The organism is Bradyrhizobium sp. 139 (assembly GCF_023074175.1).
In the GTDB taxonomy this organism is placed as follows: Bacteria; Pseudomonadota; Alphaproteobacteria; order Rhizobiales; family Xanthobacteraceae; genus Bradyrhizobium.
Window position 1 is genome coordinate 115,128 of the sequence record NZ_JADPKS010000028.1, and the last position, 15,488, is coordinate 130,615.

At 64.0% G+C, this 15,488-nt stretch carries 13 protein-coding genes; 9 read left to right on the plus strand and 4 right to left on the minus strand.

The features are described 5' to 3' along the window. The first annotated feature begins 386 nt into the window (after window positions 1-386). Window positions 387-689 (plus strand): hypothetical protein, encoded by a 303-nt coding sequence (locus tag IVA80_RS07980; RefSeq protein ID WP_247427644.1) that lies wholly within the window; start codon window positions 387-389, stop codon window positions 687-689. Window positions 690-829: 140 nt separating this feature from the next. Here IVA80_RS07980 and IVA80_RS07985 read toward each other — a convergent pair whose 3' ends face one another. Next, a complete protein-coding gene (locus tag IVA80_RS07985; protein ID WP_247427647.1) occupies window positions 830-3,013 on the minus strand; it encodes a lytic transglycosylase domain-containing protein in 2,184 nt (727 codons plus the stop codon). 336 nt (window positions 3,014-3,349) lie between these two features. On the opposite strand from IVA80_RS07985, the gene IVA80_RS07990 reads away from it, so the two are divergent. The 4 genes from IVA80_RS07990 to IVA80_RS08005 all read left to right on the plus strand — a co-directional run bounded on the left by IVA80_RS07990 (window position 3,350) and on the right by IVA80_RS08005 (window position 6,114). Continuing rightward, window positions 3,350-5,086: an adenylate/guanylate cyclase domain-containing protein gene (locus IVA80_RS07990; protein WP_247427650.1), complete on the plus strand. Its 1,737-nt coding sequence runs from the start codon at window positions 3,350-3,352 to the stop codon at window positions 5,084-5,086. Between the two features lie 126 nt (window positions 5,087-5,212). Beyond that, on the plus strand, window positions 5,213-5,389 hold the full coding sequence (locus tag IVA80_RS07995; RefSeq protein WP_247427653.1) for a hypothetical protein: 177 nt from the start codon (window positions 5,213-5,215) through the stop codon (window positions 5,387-5,389). A 151-nt stretch (window positions 5,390-5,540) separates the two neighbouring features. Further along, window positions 5,541-5,753 (plus strand): hypothetical protein, encoded by a 213-nt coding sequence (locus IVA80_RS08000; protein WP_247427656.1) that lies wholly within the window; start codon window positions 5,541-5,543, stop codon window positions 5,751-5,753. A 103-nt stretch (window positions 5,754-5,856) separates the two neighbouring features. Beyond that, window positions 5,857-6,114, plus strand: a complete 258-nt coding sequence (locus IVA80_RS08005) for a hypothetical protein (protein WP_247427659.1) — start codon at window positions 5,857-5,859, stop codon at window positions 6,112-6,114. Window positions 6,115-6,280: 166 nt separating this feature from the next. Here IVA80_RS08005 and IVA80_RS08010 read toward each other — a convergent pair whose 3' ends face one another. Then, window positions 6,281-7,033 carry a substrate-binding domain-containing protein gene (locus tag IVA80_RS08010; RefSeq protein ID WP_247427913.1) on the minus strand — a complete coding sequence of 251 codons (753 nt, stop codon included), beginning with the start codon at window positions 7,031-7,033 and terminating at the stop codon, window positions 6,281-6,283. A gap of 272 nt (window positions 7,034-7,305) precedes the next feature. Here IVA80_RS08010 and IVA80_RS08015 point away from each other — a divergent pair, with 272 nt between their 5' ends. The 3 genes from IVA80_RS08015 to IVA80_RS08025 all read left to right on the plus strand — a co-directional run bounded on the left by IVA80_RS08015 (window position 7,306) and on the right by IVA80_RS08025 (window position 11,715). Then, on the plus strand, window positions 7,306-7,884 hold the full coding sequence (locus IVA80_RS08015; RefSeq protein WP_247427661.1) for a hypothetical protein: 579 nt from the start codon (window positions 7,306-7,308) through the stop codon (window positions 7,882-7,884). Window positions 7,885-9,173: 1,289 nt separating this feature from the next. Then, the gene (gene ilvD, locus IVA80_RS08020) at window positions 9,174-10,898 is read left to right on the plus strand and encodes a dihydroxy-acid dehydratase (protein WP_247427664.1); all 1,725 of its coding nucleotides are present in this window, start codon (window positions 9,174-9,176) and stop codon (window positions 10,896-10,898) included. Next, complete coding sequence (locus IVA80_RS08025; RefSeq protein WP_247427667.1) at window positions 10,885-11,715, plus strand: tetratricopeptide repeat protein; 831 nt, start codon at window positions 10,885-10,887, stop codon at window positions 11,713-11,715. The genes ilvD and IVA80_RS08025 overlap by 14 nt, the downstream gene beginning before the upstream one ends. A gap of 79 nt (window positions 11,716-11,794) precedes the next feature. Here the strand turns inward: IVA80_RS08025 and xth are convergent, their stop codons facing one another. Next, entirely contained in the window at window positions 11,795-12,592 is a 798-nt protein-coding gene (gene xth, locus IVA80_RS08030; protein ID WP_247427670.1) for an exodeoxyribonuclease III, read from the minus strand. A gap of 132 nt (window positions 12,593-12,724) precedes the next feature. On the opposite strand from xth, the gene IVA80_RS08035 reads away from it, so the two are divergent. Further along, a complete protein-coding gene (locus IVA80_RS08035; RefSeq protein WP_247427672.1) occupies window positions 12,725-15,052 on the plus strand; it encodes an ATP-binding protein in 2,328 nt (775 codons plus the stop codon). 9 nt (window positions 15,053-15,061) lie between these two features. Here IVA80_RS08035 and IVA80_RS08040 read toward each other — a convergent pair whose 3' ends face one another. Beyond that, window positions 15,062-15,391, minus strand: a complete 330-nt coding sequence (locus IVA80_RS08040; RefSeq protein WP_247427675.1) for an iron-sulfur cluster assembly accessory protein — start codon at window positions 15,389-15,391, stop codon at window positions 15,062-15,064. Window positions 15,392-15,488 lie beyond the last annotated feature (97 nt).

Genomic DNA, 15,488 nt, shown 5'->3' on the forward strand with positions numbered 1-15,488 from the left:
CGATGTGCGGTTCATAGCTCTGCGTCCGTTGCCAGACTTGCCGCAGGACTGGCTGGTCACGAATGAAGGCTGCATTCACGAACGAGCGTGGATGGCCCTGCGTCAGCGTACGAGCGAAGCCACGACCATGAAGCCGGGAGGAGAGCATGATGTGCGATACGCCTGAACACTCCGAGCGCGGTCCTGCCGTAAAAGGTTGCGCTGTCTGCAGCGGCAAGTTTGGCCTGATCCGATATTATTCCTGGCGAACCCCGCTGTGCTCCAGAAAATGTCTCGATCGCTTCAGGGCGCGCCGCGAACGCGACCGCCGATGGTTGTTCCGATGTCAGGCGGCATGAGGATTAGCCGCTCGATCCGCTCCATTCGCCAATTCTGCAGGAGGCTGCGTGCTGAACCGTGCTTGCAACCTCCTCTTGATGATCGCGCTGCCGCTTCCGTCGATAACGGGAGTGGAGGCCGAGGAGGTTGGACAGGATGGTGCACACCGTCATCATCCGCTCCAGGATCAGCTCCTGCACGAGAAATTCTATTCCAGCTGGCATATGCCCGACAGTCCGGCGCTCAGCTGCTGCAATAAAGCGGATTGCTTGCCGACCGAGGTGCGATACGTCGACGGCAGGGTCTACGCGCGACGCCGGGAAGACGGGAAGTACATTCTCATCCCGTCGGCGCGCTCTCGCCAGCGCTGACGGGATCATTTCTGCGCGCGCACGAACCTTCTGACCACGGAAGGAGGTGACGGCTAGCCGAACGATGCGGGCCGCGCAGAGTGGTCGGCCGCAGTCACTGCATCCAGCTTCGCGCCGCGTCCAGCCCCGGCGTTGCGAAGCTAGGGCGCGGAGGCTGCGGCCGCTGCCGCGCTGACTTCGTGCGTCTTAACGCGCTGCTCGGACTTCGCCGTGGCTATGCCGCTTGCCTCGAACCGCGCGCGATAGACCAGCACGTTCTCCATCACGCGCTGGACGTAGTTGCGCGTCTCCGACAGCGGGATGCGCTCGACCCAGTCGACCGGATCGACTTTGGGGTCCCGCGGATCGCCACGCGCCTGCACCCATTCACGCACTCGGCCGCGGCCGGCATTGTAGCCGGCGAAGGTCATGATCTGGTTGCCGCGATATTCCGACAGCAGCGCGCTGAGCTCGGCCGCGCCCATCTGCGTGTTGTAGACGGGATCGGAGACCATCTTGTCCCAGTCATAGGTCAGGCCAAAGCGCTTTGCGGTGTCGCGGCCCGCCTCCGGCGTCACCTGCATCAGCCCGACCGCGTTGGCGGCAGATTTGTCGCGTTGGTCGAACGAGCTTTCGGTGCGTGCCACCGAATAGATCACGCTGGTCTCGATCGCGGGCGCGACCTGCTTGTGCTCGGGAATGCCGATGGTCGGAAAGGCGTAATGATCGAGCGCAAGCCCGCGCGCCAGCGCCGACTTGCCGACCTCCAGCATCACGCGCGCATCGTTGCGCCGGCCGGCGAGCTCGCCGAGCGCTTCGAGGGCTGCGACGTCGGTGCTCTCCCTGGCAAAATCCTCGGCATAGTAAAACACCACGTCGCGCTCGCCGATGCCGTAGAGCATGTCGGCCGCGCGTACGCGCTCGTCCGCGGGCTGTGTATCGGCGGCCGCCAGCACGGGCGAGGGCGGGCGCAGCTCGATCTGGTCGAGGCCGAGCCTGGCGCGTGCGAGCTGGCCGTAATAGGCTGTTGGATAGCGCGCGGCGGCCTGATAGCTCATGCGCGCATCCGCCGTTGCCCCCAACGCCTCCGCCGCGCGGCCGCGCCAGTAATGCGCCCGCGACAGCGCGATCGGATTGGCTGAGCCTTCGTCGATCGCGGCGAAATGGACAATGGCCGCTTTGGGATCGTCGAGATAGCGCAGCGCGATCCAGCCGCACATGAAGTGGTAGTCGACGCGATAGACTTCCATCGCGGGCACGGCCGCCGTGCGCACCACGTCATAGGCCGCCTTGAACTTGCCCTGGTCGAGCAGCTTTCGCGCGAGCAGGCGGCGCTCGCGCCACCAGGCATCGGTGTCCTGCGCCGCCATCGTGTCGGGCGCGGCGGCCAGAATCACTTCGGCGGCGTCGTCGATGCGGTCGTTCTGGAGATGCCACTGTGCGCGGCAAAGCACATAGCCGAGATCGCGGCGCGCCTCGGCTGAGACGTCCTCGAGATAGTCCTTGGCCTTGTTGGCCTTGCCGGTGACCGCGGCGCAGGCCTTCACGATCGCGAGCGCATCTTCGCCGAGTCGCTTGGCTGCACGCCTTGCACTGGCATAGTCCTTGGCGCCAAGGCGCTTGTCCATGCGGGCGCGATGGTCGTCAGCAGTCAGGAGATCGCGGAACGCCTCGTAGGAATCCTCCTCGCTGCGCTCCGACAATTCGTCCGTGCGCCAGGCCTCGCGCACGAGGCGAGCGGCCCTGTCGGCCTCGCCCTCGGTGAGCAGCACGCGGGCGAGCGCGAACTTGCCCTTGGCGCTGGTCGGCCGGTCCATCATGAATTTGTGCACGGTCGCCGCATCGCTCCTCTCCTGCCATAGCCGGGCCTCGGCGCGGCGGCGGAGCAGTGCGTTGCTCGGCCAGTCCGGATTGGCTCCGACGAAGGCCGCGTAGCGCTTGAAATTCGCCGTGCTCTCGGAATGGCGCAGCATGAACCAGTCGGCGAGCTTCTGTCCGGCGGGATCGGCAATGCGGTCGCGGGCCGCGCTCGCATCCTCGGTCTTGCCCTTGCGCGCGAGATTGATGGCGTCTTTCAGCGCGGCAAGGTCGCCGGTGAGCGGCGGCGGCGGCGGCGCCGGCTTGTCCGACGGCTCGTCGTCCTGCTTCTTCGATTTGCGTTTGGCCTCGGCGTGTTTGCCATGGCGCGACTTGACCGCAGCATGGCGCGTCTTGCCGGCTTTCGCCTCATGCGTCTTCTTCGACGCGGACGATTTGTGACTGCTCTTCGCGGCCAGCCCGGTAGGGATCAAGGCCAAAGCGGCCACGGCAACGACACACGCGAGCGAGCGTAGGCACTGGTTCATTCGATGGTCCCCCTGCGAAACCACTACAAACCAAGGTCCGCGACGACATGCGGCTTGAGAATCAAAGACGACATCTAGAACGATGACGCGGCATCGTCTCGCATTCCTCACGCTGTTTCAACAATGCGGCAAAATACCGGATTGAGAGAGGGAACTTCCGGAACTTGCAGAAAGGGCAGCACCCTTAACCTTTCTTACGAACGAAATAGGGCTCGCGCAACGGTTGCGCACGGTTCAGGACGCCAGGAAGGGGGTAGATTGCGCGTGTTCCCGTGATCGAATCCGGTGTATTGAGGGTTCCCCAAAACCGTCCTTTGAGCCTTTGCCCCGAATTCCATGCTGCTTTTCAACCAGTCGATCCGGCGCAAGATCGTCGGCATCGCCCTCGGATTGATCGTCCTGATGCTGGTCACCTCGATCCTGTCGATGGTGATGTCGAGCCAGGTCGGGGTCCTGCTTGACGAACTGACCAACCGTTACATCCCGGCCTACGGGCACCTCGCGCGCGCCAACATCCGATCGCTGGAACGAGCGCTGGCGCTGCGGCGCATGGTGATGACCAAGATGCAGTCGCCGTCGGACGAAGAGGGCTATGCCGCGCGCCTTCGCGAGTTCGAGCAAACCGACCGCAGGATCGAGGAGGAGGCCGAGAGCGCACGCACGCTGATCAACGCTATCATCGACGATCCCAGAACTCCGTCCGACAATGCCGCGCTGGCCCGGATCGAGATCCGGATCGAAACCGCCGTCACTGAGCTGCGCCGCGATCTGAACGAGGATCACGGAAAGCTCCTCAAGCAGGTCGACGCCAGGCAGATGGCGGAGGCCCGCGGCACGCTGGAGCACATCGACGGGCTGCGCGACCAGTTCAATCTGAAAATCGATGCGATCCGTGCCGACATGCTGACGCAGGTTTTCGTGTCGACATCGCAGGTGATCGGCCAGCAGCGCCAGGCGATCATCGTGTCGGGCATCGTGACCCTGCTCGCAGCGATCGTCGGATTTGCCTTTGCGCTCCTGGTCTCCAGCGGCATCACGCGCCCGGTACGGCTGCTGCTGGCCGGCACCCGCGAGGTCGAGGCGGGCCGGTTCGACAAGACCATCACCGTCTCCACGCAGGACGAGATCGGCGAGCTTGCCGCGGCCTTCAACCGCATGATCGAGCAGTTGCGCCATAACGAGCGCATCCGCGAAACTTTTGGCCGCTACATCGACCCCAAGGTGGTGCAGGGACTGATCGACCGGCCGGAGGTCGCCATCGACGGCCAGCGCCGGGTGATGACCATCATGTTCTGCGACATGAGTGGCTTCACCTCGATGAGCGAGGGCATGACCCCGCGCGGCCTCGTCAGGGTGATGAATCACTATTTCACGGTGATGTCCGGCCCGATCAGGAACAATCGCGGCATCATCGACAAATATATCGGCGATGCCATCATGGCCTATTGGGGCCCTCCCTTCGTCGAGGAGGACGAGCCGGCGCTGCTCGCCTGCTTGGCCGCCATCGACATGGCCGACCAGGTGCCCGCGCTCCAGAAGCAGTTGCCGGACCTGCTCGGCATCCGCACCATGCCGGCGCCGTGCGACTTGCGGATCGGCATCGCCACCGGCGAGGTCCTGACCGGCAGCATCGGCTCCGAGCTGATGATGAGCTTTACGGTGATGGGCGACGCTGTGAACCTCGCTTCACGGTTGGAGGCTGTCAACAAGATCTACGGCACCCGCATCATGATCTCACAGGCGACGGCGGACGCGATCGGCTCGACCTGCGAGCTGCGCGAGATCGATCGCCTGACGGTCGCCGGCCAGAGCCTGCCGCAAGCCATTTTCGAGGTGATGGGCAAGGCGCACGGGCTCAGCGTCCCGCAAGCGAGTCTGCGTTCGCACTATGCCGAAGGCCTCGCCGCCTATCGCGCGCAGCGCTTCGACGACGCCCGCGCCGCCTTCAACGCGGCGCTCGAAGCCGTTCCCGGCGATGGCCCCTCGCGCACGCTGCTCGCCCGCATAGCGCAGTTCGAGACCGATCCGCCGGACCAGGGTTGGGACGGCGCCTGGCGGCTGGAGCAGAAGTAAGCTGCCGCGGGGTCACTATGCCGCCCGTGCCAACGAAAATTGATTCTACTCCATAACGATGTTCGCCGTGACCTATTTCCTAAGTTTAGTTTGAGTGTCCTTGAGGCGTTTGATGGGGATACGCCGATGACAGAACTTGAGGACAGGCTGGAGCGGTTCGAGACGCTCACCGCCGAATGCGAGCTGATCGCCAAGCTCGCCACCGACAGCAGGAAGCGCGAGTTCTATCTGAAGCTTTCGGAGCAGTACCGCCAGCTGGCGGCGGATATGCGTCAGGCGCTCGCGACCAGGGCCGCGGCCTGAGGCCGGCTGCAAGTTGTTCTTAATGTTTGGCGCGCATCCTGGAGATGCGAGCGTCACGATTCACGATTGCTCGCAGTGGGAATGCCGAGGTCCGTTGCGGTGCAGCGTACCTCGCTGACGTCGCTTTGCCGCTCCTTACCAGGGCAATCCCATGCGCCTTCTTGCAGTCCTCATCTTCGCGCTCATGACGGCGGCCTGCAACCAGGAGCAGGACGTCACCGGCTCGACCCCGGTCTGCGCGATACGGACCTACAGCTCCTACAATCCACGCGACATGAACCAGTGCGTTGCCGCCTGCAAGGCGTGCGACCACGGCAATACCGTCACCTGCAGTACGTCATGCACGCTCAAGGGCGCCCACTGAGCGGCGCAGCTTCCTCGAGCCGAAGGCTGACGGTGCGGGGGCACCGGAACGATTCGCACGGGCTAGTCATTGAAGGGGCGGGCAGGATGCGGAGTCCTATCGAATGGGTATGCTCGATCCCGGCCGGTTCCTGGTGTCGTGCTCACATTGCGATGCATGGCCGATGGCGGCCAACGTAAAACGGTCGAGCTGGTCGGCGTCGCCGCACGAGGTCCGCTTCGTATGCCCGCGCTGCCGCCGCGAGGAGACCGCCATCATCTCCGCCTCCGGGGAGCTGACGCCGATCCGGCGCATCGACGTCCCGCCGCGTGACGTTGCCGCCGCCTGGGCTCAGGCCCAGCGTCCAAGAGGGCGGGCGTAGCCCGCCCGTCGCGGCACCAGAGGCAGATGCCAATGTTCTGGTTTTACTTCCGCTTTCGGGGGAACAGCCGACATGGCTAGACCTGCTGCCGGCCGCGTCCCGGGAGCGACTGACCCAACGCGGACGTCGATCAGATGACGCGCGCTTACAACAACCCAACTCGCAACTATCCCGGTTCCATGCCCATTTGCTTTATTGCCGGTAGCGCTTGTGGAGCTCTGAGGTGTCTGACCAGGTCTTGCGCGGCATCTGGGGCTGGCGCCGCGGTGTGCACACCAATGGAGTAGGTTGTGAAGTTCTGAATGTTGTCGGGCAATGGTCCCAGGTCGACGATTGCAGGAACGTTCAAGAACTCGCTCACTTGAGCGAAGCCGAAGTCCGCCTCGCCACGAGCGAGCAGTGAGGCCACCTCGGCGCCGGAGGAGGGTTGCTTGATCTTAACGGCTATCTGCTCGGCAATGCCCATTTTGTTGAGCAATTCCACGATATAGGCGCCGCTGGGTCCAGCCGAGTAGGCGACCGACTGCGCGTTCAAAACGGCTGTTCTTACAGCGTCGCTCGTGGAAACGTCAGGCTTCGGCAGCCCGGCTCGAACCGCAACACCAACGCCGCTTTTTGCGAAATCGGCGCGGCTGCCAGCGACCAGCTTCCCGGCTGCGATCAACTGATCGATGTTGCTCGAGCCAATGATAACAAGATCATAAATCTCGCCATCGCCAACTCTCTTTGTTGCATTTACTGTCCCGGTCCAAGTAGTCATGACCCTATGACCGCTAGCTTTTTCAAAGCTTGCAACAAGCTGGCTGTAGCCATCCTTCAGAGCGTTCGCCGCAATTACCTTGATTTCAGCCGATTGAGTGACCTGAGGGAATAGTCCGACAGTAGCGGCAATGAGCACAGTACGCCAATTCAGCTGCATCACGCATGCTCCATATCCTCGATCGGGAACTAGCATAGCGCCTCTGGTGCAGCTGGGAAGACCTCCACTCCTTGCCTCTTCATGGCCTTCGGCGAGCTCGGGCGATGTCCATTTTTTCCGCCGCTTGTTGGAGGCCGAGCGGACAGTCAGTTGGGTTAGCCGCTTCATGAGTACACGGCCTAGCCCAATTGGTTCGCCGCTCGCCTGCATGTCATGTCGCGGCGGGTTCATCTCCCGGCAAATGTGTTAGGGTCAGCGTCGGGAGATCAATGATGCCCGCTGACATGCTTTCGCCTCACGCCGACCGTTTCCGGCTTCATCCGGTTGCGCCGCGCCTTGCGCCGATGTTTTGCTTTGCGCTGCTGACCGTGTCATGCGCGCTCGCAAGCTTTGCACTGGCCTGCGCAACGCCGTTTGCGGCCTTCGCCGTCGTCGCCGCCGCGATGCTGCCGCTGCGTTCGGCGCTGCTCGTCGTCACCGGCGCCTGGCTCGTGAACCAGTGCATCGGCTTCGGCGCGCTGCATTATCCGATCGACGGCAGTACGATCGCCTGGAGTTTTGTGATCGGCGCTGCTGCGCTGGTTGCCACGGCGATCTCGTCGGCCACGCTTCGCATGCTGCCGCAGGGCCGCACGCCGCTGATGCTGGCGATCACGCTCGCCGTCGCCTATGCGGCCTACGAGCTCGCGCTGCTTGCCGCGACGCCGGTCCTCGGCGGAGAGGGCGCCTTCACCGCGGCCATCGTCACGCGCATTTGGCTGACCAGCGCCGTCTGGCTCGCCGGCCTCGTTGCCGCCTGGGAGATCGTTCGCCTGATCGATCCGTTCGGGCGCGCGATGCGGAATGCATGAGTGCCAGTCAAGGCATGGAGGTCCGGTCATGGCGGCGATGTGCGCCGCGACCGTCCTGACCGCCAGCACAGACGATCGGATTTTCGAGCCCGTCGTCACGATCGCCAGACGATCCAGCGCCAAGCCGGGATCTGGATCCGCGTGACCTGGAGCGGAGCCGCGACGTTCGCTGATCGCACGATGGCAGCTTCGTTGCCCGACGGGCAAAACACTTGAAGGTCTTGATCGGTGCCGCTGTCAATCCGCGCGCGCGAAAATATTCCACTTTACCGAAATTCGGAAAGGGCGTATGTATCGCGCATCCCGGCTCATCTTGAGGGGCGATCTTGTGTCGTCACGTTCGCGAGCCGGGCTTGCGGTGGACGCAGCAACGTCGGGCGCGAGAGGTTAAGGGCAGGGCGGATTGCTCTCCGTGAGCCCGAGGCTTCGCGCGGACGGACGGCGCTGTCAGGTTCGTCTCGCCAGCATTCTTCCGGCAACGTCGACAACGTCGGGAGATAATGTGGCGAGCAAGCGAACCGTGCGTACGGCAAAACCGTGTGGTCCTGGCCGTCGTTGCTACGGTCAAGCTCTTGCGGATGCGGCATTTGCGTCAACCGGCGCGGTGTCGGCGACTTTCGCTGGGGTAAGGGAGGCCAGAAGGAACTCGGCTCCCGGGAGAGCACGGCATAAGCCGTCCAACCATCGCGCAGGGAAGGCCGAGTGATTGGCTACACCTGTATGCTGCTGTGCGGTTTTTCTGCGTGTGTTTTTCGCGCAGCGGACCGCGGGTGCCAGCCGGCACCCGGCCTTCCCTGCGCTCTCTTGGCTCAAGAGGGTGGAGCGACCAAGCAAAGCTCGGGCGAAATGCGCCGCGAGGGCGCGAAGCTGTGTCTGGAAGTTGAAACGAGAGTTGGAGGATGCCGCCCCTTGCTCCGCCATTGCGAGCGCAGCGAAGACGCCGACTCACCCTCGCCGCGCTCCGTCATCGAGCCAAATCCGGGGGGCGCGTCGCGGCCGACAAAATCTGAAGTTGTGGATGGTCCCCTCACTGCGAGGTATTAAGGTAGGCCAAAGCGTGTCTTCCGCGCCACGATTGTTGTGCATACGCAACAGTCATCCGCGATTTCACCATATCTCCGTCCGTTCGCATCAGCGCCGCTTTTTTGCCACACCCGAACATGAATAAAATCGCTCTAAAGTTTGAAGGGTAAGCGGCAGTCTTCGAAGGACGGGAAATCCCAAGGTCGATTCAAATCTCGGCTTTGATTTTTCGGGTCGGAAAGGGTTGACCGGGGAAACTGGTTGCGATGGGCGCGAAGAGCAACATCAAGCAGAGGCTGCCGAGCCGTCACGTGACGGAAGGTCCCGCGCGCGCGCCCCATCGCTCCTACCTCTACGCCATGGGTCTGACCACCGAGCAGATCCACCAGCCCTTCGTCGGCGTCGCCTCGTGCTGGAACGAGGCCGCCCCATGCAATATCGCCTTGATGCGCCAGGCGCAGGCGGTGAAGAAGGGCGTCGTATCGGCCGGCGGCACACCGCGCGAGTTCTGCACCATCACCGTCACCGACGGCATCGCCATGGGCCATGACGGCATGCGGTCCTCGCTGCCGTCGCGCGAATGTATCGCCGACTCTGTCGAACTGACCATCCGCGGCCACGCCTATGACGCGCTGGTCGGTCTTGCCGGGTGCGACAAGTCGCTGCCGGGCATGATGATGGCGATGGTCCGCCTCAACGTGCCCTCGATCTTCATCTATGGCGGCTCGATCCTGCCCGGCAATTTCCGCGGCCAGCAAGTCACGGTCCAGGATATGTTCGAGGCGGTCGGCAAGCATTCGGTCGGCGCCATGTCGGACGAGGATCTCGACGAGATCGAGCGCGTGGCATGCCCCTCGGCGGGCGCCTGCGGCGCGCAGTTCACTGCCAACACCATGGCGACTGTCTCCGAGGCGATCGGCCTCGCGTTGCCTTACTCGGCAGGCGCCCCGGCACCTTACGAAATCCGCGACGCCTTCTGCATGACCGCGGGCGAGAAGGTGATGGACCTGATCGCGTCCAACATCCGGCCGCGCGACATTGTCACCCTCAAGGCATTGGAGAACGCGGCCGCCGTCGTTGCGGCCTCCGGTGGCTCGACCAATGCTGCGCTGCACCTGCCGGCGATCGCGCATGAGGCTGGCATCAAGTTCGACTTGTTTGATGTTGCCGAAATCTTCAAAAAGACACCATATGTCGCGGATTTGAAGCCCGGTGGCCGTTATGTCGCCAAAGACATGTTTGAAGTAGGTGGCATACCGCTTCTGATGAAGACGCTGCTCGACAACGGATTTCTCCACGGTGATTGCCTCACCGTCACGGGTCGAACGATCGCCGAAAACCTCAAGAGCGTGAAATGGAATCCGCACCAGGACGTGGTGCACCCGGCAGACAAGCCGATCACCGTTACAGGCGGTGTGGTCGGTCTGAAGGGCAATTTGGCGCCAGAAGGTGCGATCGTGAAAGTCGCGGGAATGTCCAACCTGAGGTTCACCGGTCCAGCTCGCTGCTTCGACCGGGAAGAGGATGCCTTTGAGGCGGTCCAGAACCGCACCTACCGCGAGGGCGAAGTCATCGTGATCCGCTACGAGGGGCCGAAGGGCGGTCCCGGCATGCGGGAAATGCTCCAGACCACTGCGGCGCTGACCGGGCAGGGGATGGGCGGCAAGATCGCGCTCATCACAGACGGCCGGTTCTCCGGCGCCACGCGCGGCTTCTGCATCGGCCATGTCGGGCCCGAAGCCGCCATTGGGGGCCCGATCGGACTGTTGCAGGATGGCGACATCATCGCGATCGACGCGGTCGCCGGCACTCTTGACGTAAATTTGAGCGACGACGAGTTGGCTCAGCGCAAGACCAAATGGCGCGCTCGCGCGACTAACCATACGTCGGGTGCGCTCTGGAAATATGCCCAGCAGGTTGGACCGGCGGTCGATGGGGCAGTGACCCATCCGGGCGGCGCGCACGAGAAACAGTGCTATGCGGACATCTAGGCGTGCCATAGTTGCGTTTGTGTTGGGGGCTGCTGCGCTGGCCGCGCCGGCGCTCGCCTTCGACGGTGCGCCCGTCAATCAGAAGGACGCGACCATCCCGGTGGTGACCACTCTGCCGGGCGCAGCGGGCAAGGTGCGCAATGTGCCGCCGGCGGTGGCGAGCCAGGAAACCTCGCTCAGCGCTCTGCAATATGCCGCAGAGGGTGGCCACCCGATCGCGCAATGGAAGCTCGGCCGCATGTACGCCAATGGCGACGGCGTCGCCCAGGACGATGTGCGCGCATTCGAATATTTCAGCCGGATTGCCAACGCGCATGCCGAGGACAGCCCGTCGGCGCCGCAGGCGCAGGTCGTGGCCAACGCCTTCGTCGCGCTCGGCCGCTACTATCTGAGCGGTATCCCGAACTCGAAGATCAAGCCCGACCCGGACCGGGCGCGGGAGATGTTCTCCTATGCGGCCTCCTATTTCGGCAATGCGGATGCGCAGTACGATCTCGCCCGACTGTATCTGAAGACCCCGGACGCCTCGCGCGAGGATTTCCGCTATGGCGCGCGCTGGCTCGGTCTTGCCGCCCAGAAGGGCCAGCACGAGGCGCAGGCGCTGCTCGGTCAGATGCTGTTCAGCGGCGACCGCCTGCCGCGGCAGGCCGCGCGTGGGCTGATGTGGCTGACGCTGGCGCGTGACAGCGCCGGTCTCGAGGAGACGTGGATCAAGGAAAGCTACAACCGCGCTTTCGCCAAGGCCTCGGATGACGACCGCGCCATGTGCCTGCAAATGCTGGAACAGTGGGTGCAGGGCGTGCAGGGCCGCCGGTAATACGGTGCCCAGGGCAGGTTAGCTCGCGGCTGCGCGAAGCGCAGTTCGCCGGCGTAACCTGGCGCGCTCACGCACCAGCTCAAGCCGCCTCCAGATCCAGGTCCGCCCATACCGGCACGTGATCCGACGGCTTCTCCCAAGCCCGCACAAAGCTGTCGATGCCGACATTGGCGAGCCGGTCGCTGGCCTGTGGCGACAGCAGCAAATGGTCGATCCTCAAGCCATGGTTCTTCTGCCAGGCGCCGGCCTGGTAGTCCCAGAAGGTGTAGAGCCCGGGCTCGTCGGTGACGGTCCGCAGCGCGTCGGTGAGGCCGAGGCCGAGCAGGGACTGAAAGCTCTCCCGCGTCTCGGCCTTGAACAGGGCGTCCTCGGTCCAGGCGGCGGGATTATGGACGTCGCGGGCATGCGGGATGACGTTGAAGTCGCCTGCGAGGATCAGCGGCTCCTCGGTCTTGAGGCGCTCCTTTGAATACTCAAGAAGCCGGGACATCCATTTGAGCTTATAGGGATATTTCTCTGTCCCGACCGGATTGCCATTGGGCAGATAGAGGCAGGCGATGCGCAGCACCCCGGTCTTGAGCGTGACCACGCCCTCGAGGAAGCGGGCATGGGCGTCCTCGTCGTCGCCGGCGAGCCCCGACTTGGTCTCGTCGAAGCGGAGCTTCGAGAGCAACGCGACGCCGTTGAAGGTCTTCTGCCCGTGGGTGACGACATTGTAGCCCAGCGCCTCGATCTCCAGCCGCGGGAAGGCATCGTCGACGCATTTGATCTCCTGGAGGCAGACGATGTCCGGCTGGCACTCCTTCAGCCAGGTCAGCAGCAGGCCAATCCGCTGCCGGACCGAGTTCACGTTCCAGGTGGCTATTCTGATGGGCATTGGTGGGCTCCGGGCAGGGGCCATGGTTAGAACAAACTGTAAACGCGCCCGTCAAGGACGCAGCAAAATCTCCCACAAAATTAACCTGGCTTAAGCTGGCCTCGGGCCATTGATGCCGAAAAGGTTTTTCGAATGGGATGGCCGGACAAATTCATGAAGCCAAGTCAGCCGCGCGACGGCCTGATCGGCGCGATCCTGTACTGGCGCGGCGGCTTCGAGATCGAGGACGGCCTGATCGCCGATCTCAGCGAGCGCGAACTGCGCCGCATCCGCGCCAAGCAGATCGACGCGGTGACGCGGCTGATCCCGGTGACGATGGCCGTCACCATGCTCAACGTCGCCATCGTGCTGATCCTGTTCTGGGGCAGGGGGTGGAACGATTTCCTCGTGATCTGGGGCATGACCCTCGCCGCCACCGCCTCGCTCGCGGTTCGCGCGTGGCGGCGGTCCCACCAGAACCCGCCGCAGGAGGCCACGGTGCGCGCCGCGCGGCAGATGCTGCGGCAGGCGTTCTTCCTTGCGGCGATCTGGGGCACGCTGCCGCTCGCTCTGTTCAGCCGCATCGAGCCGACCAGCCAGCTCATCCTGGCCTGCCTGATGGTCGGCATGATGTCCGGCGGCGCCTTCACGCTGTCGACGTTCCCGCGCGCCGGCCTCGTCTATCTCGCGACCGTGACGATGGCCTCTGTCGGCGCGCTGCTCCTGTGCGGCACCGGGCCGTATCAGGTGACTGCGGTGTTGCTGCTGCTGTTCGCGTTCTTCATGGCGCGCAACATCGTCTCTCAGGGCAATCTGTTCCTCGGCAATCTCAAGGCCCAACTCGAGCTCGAACGGCAGACCGAAATTATCTCGCTGCTGCTGAAGGACTTTCAGGAGAACGCCAGCGACTGGTTGTGGCAGACCGACGCCGAAGGGCATCTGGTCGACGTGCCCCAACGCTTCGCCGAAGTCGCGCAGCTTCCGCTTCCGCTCCTCAAGGGTTCGCATTTCGCCGACGTGCTCGACTTGCTCTGTCCCGAGGACAAGAGCGCGGCCTACAACGTCGTCGGACTGATGGAGCACAGCGAGCCGTTGCATGAGATGAACCTCAAGGTCGTCGCCGGCGGCGAGGCGCGGCTGTGGTCGCTGACCGCGAAGCCGGCCTATGACCGCGACGGCCAGTTTCTCGGCTACCGCGGCTTCGGCCGCGACGTCACCGAGCGCTGGCGCGCAGAAAAGGCGGAGGCCGAGAGCCGTGCCAAATCCAACTTCCTGGCAGTGATGAGCCACGAGATCCGCACGCCCATGAACGGCGTGCTCGGGCTTGCCAGCATGCTGCTGGAAACCAAGCTCGATCCGGAGCAGCATGAGGCCGTCACCACGATCCGGGAGTCCGGCGACAATCTCCAGCGCATCCTCAACGATATTCTCGATCTGTCCAAGCTCGAGGCCGGACGCTTCGCGTTCGAGGCGATCGACTTCGCCCCGCAGGCGCTGGTCGAGGCGGTCGCGACCGTCGTGCGAGCGAGTGCCAACAGCAAGGGACTGGCGGTCAAGATCGAGCTCGATCCGACGCTGCCGCCGACGCTGCGCGGCGACGCCGCGCGCATCCGGCAGGTGCTGCTCAACCTCGCCTCCAACGCGGTGAAGTTCACCGACGAGGGCGAAATCATGATCTCAGCCGTCTGCCAGGCGCGCCGCGATCTGCTCGCGACCGTCGAGTGGACGGTGACCGATAGCGGCATCGGCATTGCGCCCGAAAAGGTCGGGCAACTCTTCAGCGACTTCGCACAGGCCGACGCCTCGATCAGCCGCCGCTTCGGCGGCAGCGGACTCGGGCTTGCGATCTCCCGGCGCATCATCGAGCAGATGGGCGGCACGATCGGCGTCACCTCGACGCCGGGCGAGGGCTCCATCTTCCGCTTTACGCTGGTGCTGCCGTGGAGTCAGGCGCAGGCATCCGACCAGGCGGCCGGCCGCGATGAAGCCGACGAGCTCAAGGCCCGGATCGCCGAGCTCGACCGGCCGCTTAAAGTGCTGGTCGCCGAGGACGATGCCGTCAACCGCATGGTCGTGAGCAAGATGCTCGGCGCCTTCGATGTCGAGCTGCGTGTCGTGACCGACGGCGTCCAGGCCGTCGCGGCGGTTTCCGAGGGCGACTACGATGTCGTGCTGATGGACGTGCGCATGCCGGACATGGACGGCCTTGCCGCGACGCGGGCGATCCGCGTGCAAGGTGGGCGGTTCGAAGCCTTGCCGATCATCGCGCTGACCGCCAATGCCTTCCCCGAGGACGTTAAGATTTGCCGCGAAGCGGGGATGTCGGACTTCCTGGCCAAACCGCTGCGCAAGTCCAGCCTCGCGACAGCATTGTTGCGCGCGCTGAACCACGAGATGGGGGACGACGTGCCCCTTCAACCGGAGCTGACGCCGGTCGAGCTGGAGTGGACGGACGAAGAAAGGCAGATGACCGGCGCCTAACCAGTCAGATTAGATCGAGAAGCTGGTCCCGCAGCCGCAGGACGCTGTCGCGTTCGGATTGATGACGCGGAACGAGGCGCCGATCAGATCGTCGACGAAATCGACCTGTGAGCCCGCCAGGAACGGCTGGGAGGCGGAATCGACCAGCACAACCGCATTCTCCTGCTCGATCACGAGATCGCCGTCGGTGCGGTCGCGGTCGATGTCGAATTTGTACTGGAAGCCCGAGCAGCCGCCTCCCTCGACGGAGATGCGCAGCATCGCGCCTGAGCCTTCGCCCCTGAGGATCTGCCCAATCCGGCGTGCGGCCCGGTCACTGATGGTCACGGCAGTCGTCATCGTTCGTCTCCGATAGTCCCGCGGTCACACCAGGGTCACTCGGCCAAAGGGTCACTTGGCCAATTCATTTGGTATCCCGCGCACGGCATAGTTATGT

Bases quoted from the DNA above. Each gene is read 5' to 3' on its own strand.
- IVA80_RS07985 (WP_247427647.1), bottom strand. From the start codon at position 3,013: ATGAACCAGTGCCTACGCTCGCTCGCGTGTGTCGTTGCCGTGGCCGCT.
- IVA80_RS07990 (WP_247427650.1), top strand. From the start codon at position 3,350: ATGCTGCTTTTCAACCAGTCGATCCGGCGCAAGATCGTCGGCATCGCC.
- IVA80_RS07995 (WP_247427653.1), top strand. From the start codon at position 5,213: ATGACAGAACTTGAGGACAGGCTGGAGCGGTTCGAGACGCTCACCGCC.
- IVA80_RS08000 (WP_247427656.1), top strand. From the start codon at position 5,541: ATGCGCCTTCTTGCAGTCCTCATCTTCGCGCTCATGACGGCGGCCTGC.
- IVA80_RS08005 (WP_247427659.1), top strand. From the start codon at position 5,857: ATGGGTATGCTCGATCCCGGCCGGTTCCTGGTGTCGTGCTCACATTGC.
- IVA80_RS08010 (WP_247427913.1), bottom strand. From the start codon at position 7,033: ATGCAGCTGAATTGGCGTACTGTGCTCATTGCCGCTACTGTCGGACTA.
- IVA80_RS08015 (WP_247427661.1), top strand. From the start codon at position 7,306: ATGCCCGCTGACATGCTTTCGCCTCACGCCGACCGTTTCCGGCTTCAT.
- ilvD (WP_247427664.1), top strand. From the start codon at position 9,174: ATGGGCGCGAAGAGCAACATCAAGCAGAGGCTGCCGAGCCGTCACGTG.
- IVA80_RS08025 (WP_247427667.1), top strand. From the start codon at position 10,885: ATGCGGACATCTAGGCGTGCCATAGTTGCGTTTGTGTTGGGGGCTGCT.
- xth (WP_247427670.1), bottom strand. From the start codon at position 12,592: ATGCCCATCAGAATAGCCACCTGGAACGTGAACTCGGTCCGGCAGCGG.
- IVA80_RS08035 (WP_247427672.1), top strand. From the start codon at position 12,725: ATGGGATGGCCGGACAAATTCATGAAGCCAAGTCAGCCGCGCGACGGC.
- IVA80_RS08040 (WP_247427675.1), bottom strand. From the start codon at position 15,391: ATGACGACTGCCGTGACCATCAGTGACCGGGCCGCACGCCGGATTGGG.